Consider the following 17,282-nt stretch of genomic DNA (forward strand, 5'->3'; position numbering starts at 1 on the left):
TAATCGAGGAAGGAAAAAATCAAAATGTCTCGATGGATGATGAGACCTTTGGTGTGTTGTATGTTGTTGGAACGCCGATAGGTAATCTCAAAGATATCTCTTTTAGGGCTCTCGAAATCCTAAAAAATGTAGATTTAATAATTGCGGAAGACACCCGAAGAACTTCTCATCTGCTCTCTTATTACGGTATCTCCAAACCTATGGAGTCGTTTAACGAGCGAAATTCTTTCAAAAAGATAGACAACATTATTGAGCGTTTGAAATCAGGAATGAAAATTGCCCAAGTTTCTGATGCGGGAATGCCTGTGATTTCAGACCCAGGCTGGAATCTCGTTAAAAGATGCCATGAAGAAAAAATAAAGGTGGAAGTAATACCTGGACCAAGCGCTTTGACGAGTGCGGTAGCCATAAGTGGCTTTCCTGGAACTTATTTTTATTTCGTTGGCTTCATGCCAAAAGATAAGAACAGAAGAAGGCTTCTAAGAAAAATCAAAGATAACGAATTGATTGAACGCTTTGCTTTTTTCGAAAGTCCAGAGAGGTTGAAAAAAACACTGGAGGATATATACAATATCCTTGGAGATTGCAAAATCTTTATCGCAAGAGAACTTACAAAACTACACGAAGAGCACTTCTACGGAACAGTTTCTCAGGCATTGAAACATTTTGATAAAGTCAAAGGTGAGATAACGGTTGTCGTAGAAAAGCTAGAAGCCACAGAAATCCCAGAAGGTGAGGAAAGCCAGGATTTGGGATCTGGTGAATATATACGATAGAGCTATAGGAGAGAAATTGTATGCTCAAAATCGAGACAGGGGAACTGAAAGGTAGGACGGTCGATACTGTCCCAGACCCAAGAACAAGATATACATCAGCGATAATTAGAAGAAGTCTTGCAAACATGGTAGATTTTGAAGGAAAGACTTGCTTAGATGTATGTGCAGGTAGTGGTATCGTTGGTGTTGAGATGCTAAGTAATGGAGCACGGCATGTAACTTTTGTTGATGTTTCTGGTCTATCTATATCAACGATAAAAAGGAACATCAAAAAGTTAGGACTGGAAGAAAAAGTTGATATAAAGAGAATCGATGCACGCCGGTTTTTAGAATCTTATGCCGGCGTTTTTGATATTATCTATTCTGACCCTCCATATGAACTGGGAATTGTTAATGAAATTGCCTCGCGTGTTCATAACGTTATGGCTGATAATTCGATTTTCATCCTTCAATGTTCGAAAAGAGAAAAACCGAGTGAGAGTGTAATTGAAAAACTGAGAGTCGTAAAAGAAAAAGACTACGGTGATACTTTGTTGATTTTCTTTAAAAAAGCATGAATTTTGGGAAAGTTGTGATATAATTATTTAGGGGTGTTAAATATGCCGCTATCGTTTGCAAAGAAGGAGAAGGAAGTGATAGAGCGCTTACTTGCGCTATCCAAAAAGACAGTGGAAGCAAGTGTTACATTAAAAGAATTTTTTACTTGTTATTTCGAAGAAAGATGTGACGAAGCTCAGGATTATTTCCGGAGCATTAAACGCATAGAACATGAAGCCGATGAGCTAAGGCGTGGGATAATTTCCGATATATACAAGGGATTGTTCTTACCCGACATGCGTGAGGTTATCCATTCTTTGACGGAATCAGTTGATAAGATTGTTAACAAGTGTGAATCGGTTAGCAAGATTATAGATTACCAACACCCAAAAGTTCCGGATGAACTAAAAGAAAAGCTTATTGGGCAATTGGAATGTGCTGTAAACGCTGCCGAATCGTTTGTAAAGGCTGTCGAGAAACTTTTTGATAATCTTGATGAAGTACAACATTATGTGGTCGAGGTAGAAAGGTTCGAACACGAAGAGGATGTACTTGAAGAAGAATTGCTAAGGGCGATATTTGGTAAGGACACGCCTCTTGCTGAAAAGATGCAACTGAAGGAATTAGTAATAAATATAGGGGACATAGTTGATAGAACGGAAGACGCTTCTGACATATTGGAGGTATTGCTATTAAAGCTTGCGTACTGAACGTGCGCAATTTTTGGTTGATATCCTCTTTGATACTATTAGTCTTATTGATTTCAGGTCTCACTTTAGCTCAGCAAAATGATGATTATGGAGTATATTATGTTTACTATAATTCCCTAGTTCCAGTTTACAAAACGCTTTATAAAATAGACCCTTTTTTCGAGTATACCAAAGTAGCTGAATATAACTGGAAAAGACCAGAAACGAGACTTGTAGAAATTAGAAAACCAAAGAATCAAGAACCTTCGGTAATTCTTATACATGGGATAGATCCTAACGAAATAAATGGAGAATGGACAAATTACAAAAAGTACTTTATTGATACTTGGAAAAGATGTTTGCCGGAAGAATATGGGCTATATATTTTTGTCTATCCATCTTTAGATATCCCGTTAGAAGAAAGTGCTAAAAAACTTGTGCAAGAAATTCAAAAGTTAAGTTTAAGCACCGAGCAAAAGCGTTTTAATTTTTACGCCCACAGTATGGGTGGTTTGCTCTTAAGGTATGCTTTGCAAGACACTGGTTTTACAAATTATGTTGCAAAAATAATTTTTGCTGGAACTCCCCATATTGGTTCGCCATTTGCAAATTTAATTGTAATGAACAAAAAAATCCTAAAACTGAGAAACGATTGGGATTATCTCAAAATGATTTTGATTAGTGCAAACCTGTCAGGGATATTTATAGAAGCGCCAAACTACACTTATTTACAGTATGGAAGAGAACATCCCAGTATTCCGGAAACTGTTGAGTTTATGAATTTTGCAAGTTTAATAACAAACACCAATGAACCTATCGTTCAGAATATCTTGAAAACAGAGCCTTTTTCGAGTGTGGCTATGATTTTTCTGAATTCGGTAAGCAGGGTACTATTCCCAGAAGGGGAATTTACAAAAAATGATGGCATGGTTCCGCTGATTAGTGCAACCGCTTTTGGGAAGAGCAAAATATTTGAAGGTTTTGACCATTCGGATTTTATTTTGAGTGATATAATTGTAAAGAATGCAATAGAATTTTTCTATCCAATCGAGAAACCAGAAAAAGTTTCATGGAAGAATTGAAGAAGAAGGTGATGAACATTGCTATCCAAAACCATTAAAAGTGTTAGCTGGACTTTTATAATTTTAGTAAGCTTGTTCCTTCTCACTTCATGTTCAATACCATTTATTCCCGAAGTTCCGCCCGCAAGTTACTCGGTTGAGGCGGCTATAAATGTTATTGCAAATAAGTACATGTTGCTAGATACAGGATGGATAAACGGATTTGGTGACATGGAACTTGGAGAAGGTAGGTATGCAACTTTTGATGGTGTAGATGGATTTTTAATGGTCTTTAAATACGAAGACCCTGACCAGGCTAAAGCATCGTGGGACAAGATAACAAAAAGATACGGGAATCCGTTTAAGCTGAAGTATTTGAAAATAAACATGGGGACTTACGGTGTTTTTACAATCCGTTTGGAGAACACAGATTTGTACTGTTGGTATAAAGAGAATTGGCTATTTGTTATCACAGGTGACAAGATTGAAAAATTCGTGATGGATGTGAACAATATCTACAAGACTATAAGAACTGCACGATAAAGGTGCGATATGAAGTCAATGAATGAGGAGAAGTCAAAAAAAGTGAATTGGGCAGAAGAAAAGAAGCATATCGACTATTCTATAATCGGAGTAGACGAAGCAGGACGTGGACCTTTGTTCGGACCAGTTGTTGCAGCAGCGGTTTATTTTGATGAAGGGGTTTATATTGAAGGTATTGCCGATAGTAAGGCTTTGAGTGAGAAACAGCGTGAAGAACTTTACAATGAGATTTTTGCTCGTGCAAAATTTGGGTTAGGGCTTGCAACACCAGAGGAGATAGATTTATATAACATTTTCCATGCTACTGAACTTGCTATGAATCGTGCACTTGAGATATTAAGCCAGTTTGTGGAAATCAAAAATGTCTTTGTTGATGGAAAGAATTTGAAATTGAACATTCCAGCGGTCTGTGTTGTTAAGGGGGATTCAAAAATTTACCAGATATCTGCAGCATCTATTTTGGCGAAAGTTACACGTGATAAAATCATGGAGAAGTTCCATGCTCAGTATCCGGAATATAACTTGATAAAGCACAAAGGTTACCCTACACAAGAACATTTAGAACTTCTAAGAAAATATGGTCCAACACCTTTTCACAGGTTGAGTTTCGAACCAGTGATTAACCTAGTTTCAAAAGAGCTTCTTGACGATTGGCTCGACAGGAGATTAATTACTGAACAGAGATACAGGCATCTTCTTAATTTGCTGGAGGTGGATCTCTTTGGTAACACGAGAAGAAGTAAACGAAAAACCCGAGTCAAATGAACATAATTTGTTCGAAGCAAGAGTCTTAGATAAAGGTTTTGTTCGTCTTGTTGATATGATGGGTGATGATTACGCTGCAGTTAAAGCTGCCCGAGTTTCATACGGTCAAGGTCTAAAGACTCCGGAACGAGATAAAGCATTGATATTTTACTTAATGGAACACGGGCATGAAACTCCATTTGAACACATTGTTTTCACTTTCCACGTAAAGGCTCCACTTTTTGTTGCAAGGCAATGGTTTAGGCACAGGATAGGCTCGTTCAACGAGATAAGTCAGCGTTACACGGAGATAAAAGAGGAAGAGTTCTATATTCCCGAAAATGTTCGTGTTAATGTTCCTGAGGACAGACAAAAGGCAGTTCCTGTGGAAGATGAAGAACTGCTGGAAAAGGTTAAGGGTTTAATGGTAAAATCTTTTGATGACAGCTACAAGGTTTACAAAGAGTTATTGAGTCTAGGTGTTGCTAGGGAACTAGCAAGAATAGTTCTCCCATTGTCTACATACACGCAGTTTTATTGGACAGTCAATGCGCGAAGTCTTATGAATTTTCTAAACCTTCGCGCAGATTCGCATGCTCAATGGGAAATTCAGCAATACGCGATAGCAATTGCGAAAATGTTCAAAGAAAAATGTCCGTGGACGTACGAAGCCTTTACAAAATACGCTTACAGAGGTGATTTGCTTGAAGCTTAAAGAAGTGTTAGAGCTTGTCGAAGGTAGAGTTGTTGCACCGGAAAATGCAGATTTAGAGATAGAAATTTCTAAGGTTGCAGCTTCTGACCTGATGAGTGATGTTTTAGCTCTCTCTGAGCCAGGCTCTTTGCTTGTAACAGGACTCGCAACACCGCAATGTGCGAGAACTGCAGGTGTTGTGGGCATACCGGTAGTTTTGATTGTAAGGAATAGGGATATAATGCCAGAGACAATAAAGGCAGCAGAGCTTTCTGGTGTTGTTTTGTGTGTCACAAAAAAGGGAATGTACGAAGTTTGTGGTATACTTTACTCCGCAGGTCTTCAACCTGTTTATAACCAAGGTTGAAACTTTTGGATTACTTAAGAGGTGGTAGGGTTATGTTTTTGAATTTGGAACCGCTTTATTCATCAATTGTTGAGAACATAAAGGAACGAGTTTCAAAATTAGCAAGGCCACCGAAGTTGGCTGCTGTTACGTGTCAGCCTGACCCTTCTACACTGAGTTATTTGAGAAGTCAGGAGAAGCAAGCAAAAAGGTTGGGAATAGAGTTCGCAGTTTACGAAGCACCAAAGGCTTCGGATTTAAAACTGCTTTTACCCAAACTTTCTGCGGATGATACAGTCAATGGAATTTTTTTGACCCATCCACTACCATCAGATATTTCAGAATTGGAAGCAGTTTCTCTGATTTCTCCAGAAAAAGACGTTGAAGGAAGGCATCCCATCAGTCTTGGTAACATTATGTATGATAACCCTATTTTTCCACCATGCACTGCAGAAGCGGTTTTAAGAATAATAAAATATGTTACGAATCCATCCGGCAAGAGGATAACGGTAGTTGGTAGGAGCGTCACTGTTGGAAAACCTCTTAGCATGTTACTTTTGCAAAAAGGTGTAGATGCTACTGTTACCGTTTGTCATTCAAGAACTAAGGACCTTGCTGAAATAACGAAAAACTCAGAAATTGTGGTTGTTGCGATAGGAAAAGCAAAAGCACTCGGAAAAGAATACTTCAGTTCAGGGACACTGGTTATAGATGTAGGTATAAACGTTGAGAACGATGAAATATTTGGTGACGTGGACCCATCAGTTGCTGAGATTTGTGAACTCACACCAGTTCCTGGAGGAGTAGGTAGGATTACGACGCTCGTGTTAATGGAACATACTGTTAAAGCAGCCGAAATGGCAAGAAAATACTGATATATACCTTAGGAGGTGTTTAGAGTGAGATTAGTATTCGCTGGTGCACCTGACGTAGGTGCAACAACATCGACAGGAACGCAGACAAGTGCCTCAGGAGCCTTGATGCAAATGTTGATAATGCTCCTGATATTCTTCGCAATGATGTATTTCTTGGTTATTTTACCACAAAGAAGAAGAGAAAAAGAGTTTAGGCAAATGATTGAGAGCTTGAAAAAGGGTGACACAATTATTACAACTGGTGGGGTTGTTGGAAAAATAGTTGATATCAAAAAAGATGTAGTAAAAATAAAGAGCGCAAATTCTACTGAACTTGAAATTCACAAGGCTTATATAGCCAAAGTCATCAAGGAAAAAGAAGAGGTAAAAGAAGAAACAGAATCAAAAGACTAAACATTTGGGGGAGGGTTTATTGATGCGCTCAGATCGTGTAAGACTCATAGTCTCATTAATCCTACTTGTTGCGGCGATTGTTGCAATGCTCTTACCAGGTGGACGCCAGGCTAAAGGTCTTGCTAGACTTTTCAGCCGTATCAAACTCGGTTTGGACCTCAGTGGTGGTGTAAGGCTTGAGTACAAAGTAGATATCGAAAAGGGAGTAGAAAATCCAGCGGCAGTTGTGGATGATGTCTGGACAGTCCTTCGAAATAGACTTGACTCAGCAGGATACACAGAAGCAGTTGTTAAAAAGAGTTTCAGAGAGAATAATTCATTTATTATCATAGAAATACCAGATGCAACTGATACTACAAAAGCAGAAAAACTCGTTGGTTCAACTGGTTTGCTCTGGTTTGGACAAGCTATCGACGAAAGGGATTATGACCCTACAGTAAATCCAGATGATGTTAACCTTGCTCTAAGAGAAGGCGCACAATGGTATGCAGATAAGAATGGGAAAAAGTGGTACTTGATAAAGAAGGAAATAAACAACAGAAAGGACTTAGTTCTTGTTGGTCCTAGGGTTGTCGAGGCAGTGCCGACTATAGACCAGAAAGGAGTTGCCAACTACGTCGTTTCCTTCACACTCGACAAGCAATTTGTTGAGCTGTTCAAGAACATAACAAAAGAACTTTACGTTCCCGAACAAGTGTTGAACGCAGGCACGACTCAATACCAACTTGCGCTGAAAAAGAGACTTGCAATTGTGCTTGATGACAAAGTTCAGTTTGTTGGTTTTGTTGTTAGTCCTATCGAAGATGGAAGAGGACAGATTAGAGGTAATTTCACATTCGATGAGGCAAAAGAACTTGCTGCCATTCTTAGAAGCGGAGCATTACCAGCAAGACTTGAGAAAACAACAGCAAGCCTTGTATCACCAACACTTGGAAAAGACGTTCTCCAGCAATCATTAAATGCCGGTATCATTGGTATGATACTTGTTATGGTTTACATGATTGCCTTCTATGGAATTATGGGTATCGTAGCAGCTATCGGTATAATTTACGCACTGATAATAATCTTTGGTTTCCTTGCTGGGACAGGTGCTATACTAACACTCCCTGGTATTGCAGGTATCATCTTCACAATTGGTACACTTGTTGATGGTAATGTAATCATTTACGAAAGAATTAAAGAAGAAATCAGAGCAGGAAAGACACCTAAGGCTGCATTTGAAGTAGCATTCTCAAGGTCCTTCTGGACACTTTTTGATGCGAACCTTACAACGATTATTGCTGCTTTGTTCCTTTACTACTTTGGAACCGGAACAATAAAAGGCTTTGCAATAACGACTATCGTTGGTATCTTTGCAGCAATGTTCATGAACCTTGTATTCAGTAAATTCTTGTTTGATGCAATGGCCGGTGCTATTAGAGTTAGAAAAGCAGGGGGTGCGCAATAATGAAGATTGATTTCGTAGGAAAGAGATATTATTTCATAGCACTTTCTATTGTACTTATAGTCGTATCTCTCATTAGCATATTTACAAAAGGGTTCAACGTTGGACTTGAGTTTATTGGTGGTAGCGAGCTTGTTGTAAAAACTTCTGAAAATTATACAGTTGCTGATATTCGATCAAAAATTGCAAGTATCGGACCTGAATTTAAAAAGGCAAGAGTAGTAGAGGTTCATGCCATTGGACAAGCAGAGGAAAAGACATTTTCAATAGTCGTTGCCCCTAAAGATGAAAAAGGTGCTTTAAGAACTTACAAAGCAGAAGAAAAGGGTCAAATAGCAGCCAAAGTAGAAGAATTACTTAAAGGAAAAGTTGTATCTTTCAACGAAGTTAGTGGTGATGCAGCGGACGAAATAAAGAACCTTACATGGAAAGCCGTTGTTTTTACACTTCTTGGAATACTTGTGTACGTAGCGCTTAGATTCAAATTTGCATTTGGAGTTGGCGCAGTAGTTGCACTTATCCATGATGTAATTATCACCGCAGGATTTTACTCAATCTTTGGAGTAGAAATGAACATAGCAGCAATAGCAGCGCTATTGACGCTCGTTGGTTATTCTGTCAACGATACAATAATTGTCTTCGATAGGATTAGAGAATTTGGAAGAAAATACAAAGGAAAAGATATGGCTAACATAGTTAACGATAGTATAAACTCTGTTATCGTCAGAACTATAAATACGTCGCTCACAACATTCTTTACAGTATTCATGCTCTTATTATTTACAACAGGTAGCATTAAATCTTTTGCTTTCGGAATGACAATAGGTATAGTAGTGGGAACGTACTCATCTATATTCATAGCTTCTCCTATAGTTATTAAGTGGGGAAAATCGATATAAAAATCTCAAATAAACATGTTGGGGGCACCCACGTGCCCCTTTTTTGTAATATAAAAAGTAGATAACGGAGGTGGGATTTTGATATTTCTTTTCTCATCTATTTTGGCGGGTGTGATTCTCATTGTTTATCTAACTTTGACAGTGCTTGATAAGAGTACGGGAAATGAAAGAACTGAAAAGATCTCGAGAATTATCCAAAAAGGTGCGAGGTCTTTTCTATTTCAAGAGTACGCTGTATTCTTTCCCATAGTCTTTGTAATCGCTATACTTTTTGGCTTTTCTTCTGGATGGACTAACGCGATAGCGTTCATTATAGGTTCGATATTCTCGGTTCTTGCTGGATTTTTTGGAATGACAATTGCGACAAAATCAAATGCAAGAACTGCCTGGGGTGCAACAAAAGGTGTTGGTGAGGCACTTGATATAGCCTTTTCTGGTGGAGCAGTTATGGGTCTTGTTGTTTCTGTACTTGGACTTTTGGGATTAAGTATTGTGTATCTAACATTTGGTCTTAAAGCTGTCAGTTTTTACTCACTTGGTGCTTCCTTTTTTGCGTTATTTGCACGTGTTGGCGGTGGAATTTACACGAAGGCAGCAGACGTAGGAGCTGACATCGTTGGAAAGGTTGAAGCAAATTTACCAGAAGATGACCCAAGAAACCCAGCAGTTATAGCTGATAACGTTGGCGACAACGTTGGTGATGTTGCAGGAATGGGTGCAGACCTCTATGAATCTTACGTTGGTTCTATATTCTCAACAATAGTTCTTGGATATGCGCTCTTTGGTGACAAAGGGATTCTTCATACATTGTATATAATCTCATTTGGGCTTATCTCTTCGATACTTGCAATCATATTTGTGAAGGTTCTTTCAAGATTAAACACTGAACCAGCTGTAGCTCTGAGAATGGGAACTATATCTTCAAGTGTAATATTCCTCGTATTTGCACTCGCTTATGCTATTATAGAAAACAACATGAATTTATTTTGGACAGTTTTGACAGGTAATGTTGTTGGAGTATTTATCGGTCTTATAACTGAATGGTACACATCTGGTAAGAATGTTGAAAAATTGGCTCATTCAGCTGCAATGGGACCTGCTAACGTCATAATAAGCGGAACTGCACTTGGTATGGAATCGACAGCAGTAATTACAATATTGATTGCAGTAGGTACATTGATATCCTATAAGCTTTCAGGTCTTTACGGCATAGCGATGGCTGGTGTTGGAATGCTCGCAACACTTGCAATGAATCTTTCTGTTGATGCATATGGTCCAATTGCAGATAACGCTGGTGGGATTGCTCAGATGTCCGGACTTGATAAGAGCGTTAGAGAAATTACCGACAAACTTGATGCACTTGGAAATACAACTGCAGCTATGGGAAAGGGCTTTGCAATTGGTTCAGCTGCATTAACGGCGATAGCACTCTTCGCAAATTTTGGTTCTGTGGCACATGTTCAACAAATTCAACTCCAAGACCCGAACATGTTTATTGGTGCCCTCATTGGTGCTATGCTGACGTTTTTCTTTTCAGCACTTACCATGAACGCTGTCGGAGACGCTGCAAATGACATGGTTGAAGAGATAAGAAGACAGATTCGGGAAGTGCCGGGCATTTTGTCTGGAGCAGTCGACCCTGATTACGAAAGTTGTATAAAAATTGCTACAAAAGGTGCATTGAAAAGGATGGTATTACCCGCAGTTCTTGCAATTTTAGCTCCTATAGTCCTCATGGTAGGTTTAGGTGTTCAAGCAGTTGTAGGATTACTTATCGGTTCAACTGTTACTGGCGTTGCCCTGGCTATCTTTATGGCGAACTCTGGTGGTGCGTGGGATAATGCAAAGAAATATGTAGAAGAGGGGCATCTTGGAGGAAAAGGTTCGTTTGCTCATAAAGCGACAGTTGTTGGTGACACAGTTGGTGACCCATACAAGGATACTGCAGGACCATCGTTGAATATACTCATAAAGTTGATGGCAATAACGTCCATAGTATTCTACTCAATTGTGGGGAGGTGGCTATAAATGAGAAGGATAGGTGTTCTTTCTGTTGGAAATGATTGTCCAGGTTTAAACCCAGCAATCAGGTCGATTGTTGTTAACGCCATAGAACAAGAAATTGAAGTGATGGGTATAAAAGATGGATTTGAAGGACTGCTCAACGATAAAGTTGACATACTTGTTAGAAATAACGTATCAGGTATTCTTCACCAGGGTGGAACGATATTAGGAACTTCGCTTTTTATTCCTGAAAAAGACGAGGATTTAACTGCCATTAAAAACAAGACGATTCAATATGGTATAACTGGATACATAATTCTTGGTGGAAGAAATGCAGTTAGAGCTGCATTAAACCTACAAAGATACGGAATACCGTCAATAATCGTTCCTGCAACAATAGATAATGACCTCTCATTTACGGATTTTTCCATAGGATTCATAACAGCGCTTGAGCATGTAACACAGGCACTTGATATAATTCATTCGACAGCCGAATCTCACCATAGGGTCATGATTGTAAAGACAATGGGTGCACCTGGTGGTTGGCTCGCAACTTTTGGCGGTCTTGCTGGAGGTGCCGATTTCGTCATAACAAGCTCGGATGTTTTAAATCCAAAAGAACTCTTGACAACCATTCAGCACAGATATGAGAGCGGGAAGAGATTCTCAATAGTTGTAGTAGAAGATGGTGTAAAATTACCCGAAGAGATAATCGACGAATGTAAGTGCTCCCACGAAACAGACCCAGCCGAAGTTGTTGGTATATACATAGGTAAAAAACTCAACCTCGAATGGAGATATACAAACCTTGGATACATTCAAAGAGGCGGAACGCCTGCAGCAATGGACAGAATCATTGCAACACAACTGAGTGCAAGAGCTGTGGAACTTGTGAAAATGGGAAAATTCTACCATGCGGTTGGTGTAAAAGGTTTCATCGTAACAGAGGTGCCTTACAGTGAGACGCTCCTTAATGTGAGACCTGTTGATTATTACATCAAGCAACTTGCAAAGCTTTTCTATTAATCTCTTAATATCAAATAGAACAAGCGGTGGCATTAATTAAAAAAATGCCACCGCTGTTTTTTACGAAAAAAACAAGAGAAATCAAAAGCTCAAAGCAGTGTTAGATAGAATTTACAAGATAAAAACGACTGGCCTTAATAATTTCATAATTTTCGAAAATTGTAACCATAATCCCCTGAATGATATAATAATAGCGTTATCGGTAACGTTACCGATAAGATAATCAGAATTTGGAGTTATCGAGAAAGGGGTGTTGAGGGGATGGCAGAAAGATTACCATTGTGGAAGAAGTGGATGTATGCACTAGGGCAGTTGGGCTGGTCTCTGACCAGTTTTGCTATCGGAAACGCTCTTGTATATTTTTACATGCCCCCTGAGGGTGTGAATTTTCCCCAGTATATAACCAGAGGAGCTGTTTGGGCTGGATTGACTATCGTGGGACTTGTGTTAGGAACATCCAGACTCTTTGATGCAATTACAGACCCAGTTGTTGCTACCATGTCGGACAGAAGTAGATTAAAACTAGGCAGAAGAAGAGGATTTTTGGCAATCAGCGTGCTTCCTTTTGCGTTGCTTTCTTTTTTGCCTTTCTTTCCACCTTCGACAAGTTATACAATCAACACTATTTGGCTTTTTGCTACAGTTATTGCATTCTATTGGTTTATGACCATGTATGTTACCCCGTTCTTTGCATGGATGAGCGAACTTGGACATGACCCTGACGAACGACTGGGTCTTAGCACAATGATTTCCATCACATGGGCTCTTGGATACGTTTTAGGAACCCAGATTTACCTTTTCCAGACCATTTTGGAAAAACGAGGTTTTGAACCCGTTAAAGCGTTTCAAACAGTTACAGTGCTTTATGGATTAATAGGTTTTATCTTTATGTTACTACCTATTATATTTATCGATGAAAAGCGTTATTGTGAACAACACGTGGTTAATGAAGGAAGTTTAGAGGCTATAATCAACGCATTCAAAGAAAAGCACTTTACAATCTTTGTTATCCAGGATTTGCTTTACTGGATAGGTTTAACAGGCATAAGTCTTGGGCTCGTTTATTACATAACGGTCTTGCTGAAGCTTTCAAAAGAGCAAGCTTCTCAAGTTCAGCTTATAATGTTCCTTTTGTCTTTCTTATTCTACGTTCCTGTTAATTTCTTGGCAAGAAAACTTGGCAAAAAGGCGGTCCTTATGGCAGGGTTTATCGTATTTGCCTTAGACTTCGCATTTGCTGCACTTTTAGGTAAATTGAATATGTCACCATATGCCCAGAGTTACATTGTAGGAGTTTTGGCAGCAATACCACTTGCGATATTTGGAATCTTACCAAATGCAATGGTAGCTGATATTGCTGAAGCACATGGAAGAAAGACGGGTAACTACAAAGCAGGAGTCTTCTTTGGCGCAAGGACATTCATGCAAAAAATGGGACAAACAATAGCAGGACTCGTATTTCCATCTATATACATTTTCGGAACTAACCAAGTCAACGAATTCGGTCTTAGAATTAGCGCTATAATTTCGCTGACTTTAATGGTGCTCGGCTATATCGTAATGTTGTTCTATAACGAAAAGGAAATCTTAAAAATACTGGGGGTTAAAGCAGTAGCGCAAGAGGAATAAAAGAGTAAAACTATAAATTTTGCTACACAGTTTTAGACTTAGCCCCTATATCGTTAGTAATATCCGATATGGGGGCATTTTTATTTTATTGATTCGGGAATATGTTCACAAGTTGTCTTGACAAGATTTGTAAGAAGTGTTAAAATGATAGTAGAATTGTGAAAAATATCACGAATGATGCAGAGGATTTTTACTTTGCAGACAAGATTTCCGGTAATAAGTCAAGAGGAGAAAAAATAGAAAAATAAAAAACCTAGTCAACACTTTGACTTTCAATAACTTAATATTTCACTTTCATTCTTCACATACTTGATTTCGTTCTTTTTACCTATTTCATCGGTACATACGGTACGTTGTTCTTTAGTAAATAATACACTAAATTTACTAATTTCCTTGCAGTTAATATTAGCGCTCTCATGTGTTTGTGTGTTGTTGCTTCTGCGTACTTTTTGCGATAATATTCTTTGTATACAGGATCGTATGTCTTTACTCCGTTCGCTGCCATTACTAGGTATGTTCTTAGATACTTGTTCCCTTTTTTCGTTAGTTGGTTGTTTTCTGATTTGTAATTTCCACTTTGATTGATTGTCCATACAAGCCCTGCGTATGATGCTAACGCTGAGGCTTTTTCGAAACGATTGATGTCTCCTATTTCGGCTATAATTCCAGCTGCAGTTATTTCTCCTATCCCTTTGACTGTTGTTAGTGTGTTCGAAATTACTTTAAGTAATTTACTTATTTCTTTCTTTACTAGTTCGATTTGTTTTTCATAGTGCTGTATCAAATCGATAGTGGAAACAATAGATATTCTCAGAGTGTTTGAAGGATTAACAGACAACCTCAAGGCATCTTTAGCAAGAGTTTGGAGTTTTTCTGCTAAGACTTGTGAAGAGACATTGTGTCTGGAAATTTTCGCAATATATTCAAATAACTCTTCAATTGGCATGTTTGCGATTTCTTCGATTGTATAATCTTTAAGCAGGCATTCGAAAGTCTTATTTAGTTTAAAGTCAAGTTTAGGGAAATAAAGAGAAACATACGAATAGAGCCTAAGTTTCAATCGAGCGATATCTTCGTTGAACTTTAAATAAAGTCTGGTGAGATTACGAAGCTCAGAGATGATATATGAGTTATTGACAAAAGGGACTAAAGACTCAGGAAATTTAGAAGCGATAGAGAAAATAAGTTCAGCATCGATTTTGTCAGTTTTAGGACGATTGAGAATTTTGCGATAGAGCTTAATGTTATCAGTTTTAACCCAAAAGACAGGTACGTTGTTTTGAAAGAAGAAGTTAGCGACATTAAAAGAAAAAACACCAGTTGATTCAAGGACAAGAGAAAAATCGGAAGAAGAAGCAAAAGCTTTGTTAAAAAGTTCAACAATACCTTGAGGAGAGTTCTCAACAGTCCCACTACCGATGAAATCAGAAAAGAAAGAAAGATAGTTCTTTGAGACATCAATAGCTAAAATAGCCAAAGGAATCACCTCCGGATTGAGTACAGCCTTACAACCTCGCGGTACATAAGAAAACGAGGCAAAACATTTTCCGGCAAGTAAAAAGCTGTACTCTAGTTAGGCAATCTTATTTAAGAGAACAAAGTCTCAAGGAGGGGCAACCTGAAACTATTTTACCAGAGGTGTTAAAAAATATGCATTCAATTTTCAAAGACCAATTTTAATTTTTACCGAACTTATTATACGAGGAGGTAGAAAGTATGTTTGAGAAGAAGGTAAACATCTACAACGTCTTTGAGTTAAGATGCAAAACAACATGCTATTTTGGTGTAGGTGCGATAGATAAAATGGGGGATATTTCTGAGTATCTTTCAAAACATGGGATGAGAAAAGTAATTGTTGTAACGGACCCTGTTGCATACAAAGTTACTGGAGCATGGGATGTTGTGACAAAATACTTCAACGAATTTGGCATAGAATACGTTCTGTATGATAAGGTTACACCAAATCCAACAGTTGAACAGATTGATGAAGCAACGAAACTTGGAAAGGATTTTGGTGCACAAGTGGTGTTTGGTATAGGTGGAGGTAGTCCGATAGACACAGCAAAAAGTGTTGCAGTGCTTTTGGAATACGAAGGGAAAACGGGAGAGGAACTTTACGAAGGAAAATTCACCCCAGAAAAGGCTAAGCCAATTATTGCTATTAACACAACACATGGCACAGGAACTGAAGTGGACAGATTTGCTGTTGCCTCGATACTTGAGAAAGAATACAAACCAGCAATTGCTTACGACTGCATTTACCCAGTCTTTTCTATTGATGACCCGCAACTAATGGTTACACTCCCATACAAACAAACACTTTACACAACTATTGATGCACTTAATCACATCACAGAAGCATCGACAACGCTTGCAAGAAACCCATACTCCATACTCTTAGCAAAGGAAACCGTCAGACTTATTGCAACATACTTGCCACAGGCACTCAGCAATCCAAACGACCTTAATGCAAGATATTGGCTACTTTACGCATCAGCTATCGCTGGCATTTCTTTCGATAATGGATTACTCCACTTCACTCACGCACTCGAACACCCACTTAGCGCAGTAAAACCAGACCTTGCACACGGACTTGGACTTGCAATGCTACTTCCGGCAGTTGTAAAAGAGATTTATCCCTTTGTTGCAGAGATTCTCGCAGAAGTTTTCGAACCGATAGTTCCAGGTCTTGAAGGAAAGCCAGGAGAAGCAGAAAAAATAGCAAAAGGAATTGAAGACTGGCTTTTCAATATGGGATTAACAGAAAAACTTCAAGATGTTGGTTTCAGCGAAGAACATGTTGAAAAACTTACAGAGCTTGCTATGACTACTCCATCTTTGGGATTGCTTCTTAGCCAAGCACCAGTAAAAGCAGAAAAAGAGGTAATATCAAGAATATATAGAAACTCTTTGAGGAGAATGTGAGCCTTTTAGAATCTAAAATGAAAAACGCTCCGGTTTTGAACCGGAGCGTTATTGTTAAGTTGTAAGGTTAGTCACTCATCGGCAAGCTTTTTTTGACCCATTCGTATACATCTTCACATACTCGAAGTGCATCGATGGGTAGTTCTTTGTGTTTATATGCTTTTAAGATGAGTATTTCATTGTCTTTATATACTATACCTACAGAGGTAAATTGCAACAAATGTTCTTTTAAATCGTAAGGAATATTATCGATTATTTCCTTAGGTTTTGCGATAAAATACTTTAGAAATGGGGTTTTCTTGGAAATGAAAAATTTCGAAAGACCGCGGGGTACAATTGCAAATTCAGAAATGGGTAACGACAAGGTAATACCTTTAACCAGCATGCAGAAATACCTCTGAGAATTATATCTGTTAGACACATACATTTCGAAATAAAAGCGTTTCTCCTCGGTGTCTTCGTTTGTAAATATATCACTTATTCTAACGGATAACCATCTTAAAGTTGGATGAGCTTTCAATATGCCTTTTAGGATAGAGCGTTCAAATTCGTTATCAGATCCAATATATTTATATCCAAACCTTTCAACGTATTCTTTTCTCTTGTTTTGCCTGTTTTTAGACAGGTGGTATATCACTAGCAATTCAATTATTGAACTGGCAACAACGAACAAAATAATAGTCAACATAACCATACA

Annotated in this window: 18 protein-coding genes; 16 read left to right on the top strand and 2 right to left on the bottom strand. The window is 38.4% G+C overall.

Annotated elements, in window-relative coordinates; genetic code table 11:
• Positions 1–32: 32 nt before the first annotated feature.
• The 15 genes from rsmI to JM64_RS06045 all read left to right on the top strand — a co-directional run bounded on the left by rsmI (position 33) and on the right by JM64_RS06045 (position 13,660).
• Positions 33–776: a 16S rRNA (cytidine(1402)-2'-O)-methyltransferase gene (rsmI, locus tag JM64_RS05975; protein WP_064011880.1), complete on the top strand. Its 744-nt coding sequence runs from the start codon at positions 33–35 to the stop codon at positions 774–776.
• Positions 777–796: 20 nt separating this feature from the next.
• Positions 797–1,333 (top strand): 16S rRNA (guanine(966)-N(2))-methyltransferase RsmD, encoded by a 537-nt coding sequence (gene rsmD, locus JM64_RS05980; protein WP_064011881.1) that lies wholly within the window; start codon positions 797–799, stop codon positions 1,331–1,333.
• A 42-nt stretch (positions 1,334–1,375) separates the two neighbouring features.
• A complete protein-coding gene (locus JM64_RS05985) occupies positions 1,376–2,023 on the top strand; it encodes a DUF47 domain-containing protein (RefSeq protein WP_064011882.1) in 648 nt (215 codons plus the stop codon).
• 29 nt (positions 2,024–2,052) lie between these two features.
• Positions 2,053–3,084: a lipase family alpha/beta hydrolase gene (locus JM64_RS05990; RefSeq protein ID WP_231882307.1), complete on the top strand. Its 1,032-nt coding sequence runs from the start codon at positions 2,053–2,055 to the stop codon at positions 3,082–3,084.
• Between the two features lie 18 nt (positions 3,085–3,102).
• Positions 3,103–3,606, top strand: a complete 504-nt coding sequence (locus tag JM64_RS05995; protein ID WP_064011884.1) for a DUF3242 domain-containing protein — start codon at positions 3,103–3,105, stop codon at positions 3,604–3,606.
• A 9-nt stretch (positions 3,607–3,615) separates the two neighbouring features.
• The gene (locus JM64_RS06000) at positions 3,616–4,371 is read left to right on the top strand and encodes a ribonuclease HII (protein WP_082868327.1); all 756 of its coding nucleotides are present in this window, start codon (positions 3,616–3,618) and stop codon (positions 4,369–4,371) included.
• Positions 4,372–4,426: 55 nt separating this feature from the next.
• Complete coding sequence (gene thyX / locus JM64_RS06005; protein ID WP_064012551.1) at positions 4,427–5,065, top strand: FAD-dependent thymidylate synthase; 639 nt, start codon at positions 4,427–4,429, stop codon at positions 5,063–5,065.
• Positions 5,055–5,411 carry a hypothetical protein gene (locus JM64_RS06010; RefSeq protein ID WP_064011885.1) on the top strand — a complete coding sequence of 119 codons (357 nt, stop codon included), beginning with the start codon at positions 5,055–5,057 and terminating at the stop codon, positions 5,409–5,411. Before thyX ends, JM64_RS06010 begins: the two co-directional genes overlap by 11 nt.
• 32 nt (positions 5,412–5,443) lie before the next feature.
• Complete coding sequence (locus JM64_RS06015) at positions 5,444–6,265, top strand: bifunctional 5,10-methylenetetrahydrofolate dehydrogenase/5,10-methenyltetrahydrofolate cyclohydrolase (RefSeq protein WP_064011886.1); 822 nt, start codon at positions 5,444–5,446, stop codon at positions 6,263–6,265.
• A 24-nt stretch (positions 6,266–6,289) separates the two neighbouring features.
• On the top strand, positions 6,290–6,658 hold the full coding sequence (gene yajC / locus JM64_RS06020) for a preprotein translocase subunit YajC (RefSeq protein ID WP_082868329.1): 369 nt from the start codon (positions 6,290–6,292) through the stop codon (positions 6,656–6,658).
• Between the two features lie 22 nt (positions 6,659–6,680).
• Positions 6,681–8,105, top strand: a complete 1,425-nt coding sequence (gene secD, locus JM64_RS06025) for a protein translocase subunit SecD (RefSeq protein ID WP_064011888.1) — start codon at positions 6,681–6,683, stop codon at positions 8,103–8,105.
• A complete protein-coding gene (gene secF / locus JM64_RS06030) occupies positions 8,105–9,001 on the top strand; it encodes a protein translocase subunit SecF (protein ID WP_064011889.1) in 897 nt (298 codons plus the stop codon). Before secD ends, secF begins: the two co-directional genes overlap by 1 nt.
• A 78-nt stretch (positions 9,002–9,079) precedes the next feature.
• The gene (locus tag JM64_RS06035; RefSeq protein ID WP_064011890.1) at positions 9,080–11,029 is read left to right on the top strand and encodes a sodium-translocating pyrophosphatase; all 1,950 of its coding nucleotides are present in this window, start codon (positions 9,080–9,082) and stop codon (positions 11,027–11,029) included.
• Entirely contained in the window at positions 11,030–12,031 is a 1,002-nt protein-coding gene (locus JM64_RS06040) for a 6-phosphofructokinase (protein ID WP_064011891.1), read from the top strand.
• 261 nt (positions 12,032–12,292) lie between these two features.
• Positions 12,293–13,660: an MFS transporter gene (locus JM64_RS06045; RefSeq protein WP_064011892.1), complete on the top strand. Its 1,368-nt coding sequence runs from the start codon at positions 12,293–12,295 to the stop codon at positions 13,658–13,660.
• Positions 13,661–13,988: 328 nt separating this feature from the next.
• Here the strand turns inward: JM64_RS06045 and JM64_RS06050 are convergent, their stop codons facing one another.
• Positions 13,989–15,137, bottom strand: a complete 1,149-nt coding sequence (locus tag JM64_RS06050) for an IS110 family RNA-guided transposase (RefSeq protein ID WP_011994508.1) — start codon at positions 15,135–15,137, stop codon at positions 13,989–13,991.
• 239 nt (positions 15,138–15,376) lie between these two features.
• Between JM64_RS06050 and JM64_RS06055 the strand changes: the two genes are divergently transcribed.
• Positions 15,377–16,585 carry an iron-containing alcohol dehydrogenase gene (locus JM64_RS06055; RefSeq protein WP_064011893.1) on the top strand — a complete coding sequence of 403 codons (1,209 nt, stop codon included), beginning with the start codon at positions 15,377–15,379 and terminating at the stop codon, positions 16,583–16,585.
• A gap of 67 nt (positions 16,586–16,652) precedes the next feature.
• Here the strand turns inward: JM64_RS06055 and JM64_RS06060 are convergent, their stop codons facing one another.
• Positions 16,653–17,279, bottom strand: coding sequence for a hypothetical protein (locus JM64_RS06060; protein WP_064011894.1), 627 nt, complete (start codon positions 17,277–17,279; stop codon positions 16,653–16,655).
• Between the last annotated feature and the right edge of the window lie 3 nt (positions 17,280–17,282).

The sequence above is a fragment of the Fervidobacterium pennivorans genome (assembly GCF_001644665.1).
Taxonomy (GTDB): domain Bacteria; phylum Thermotogota; class Thermotogae; order Thermotogales; family Fervidobacteriaceae; genus Fervidobacterium; species Fervidobacterium ngatamarikiense.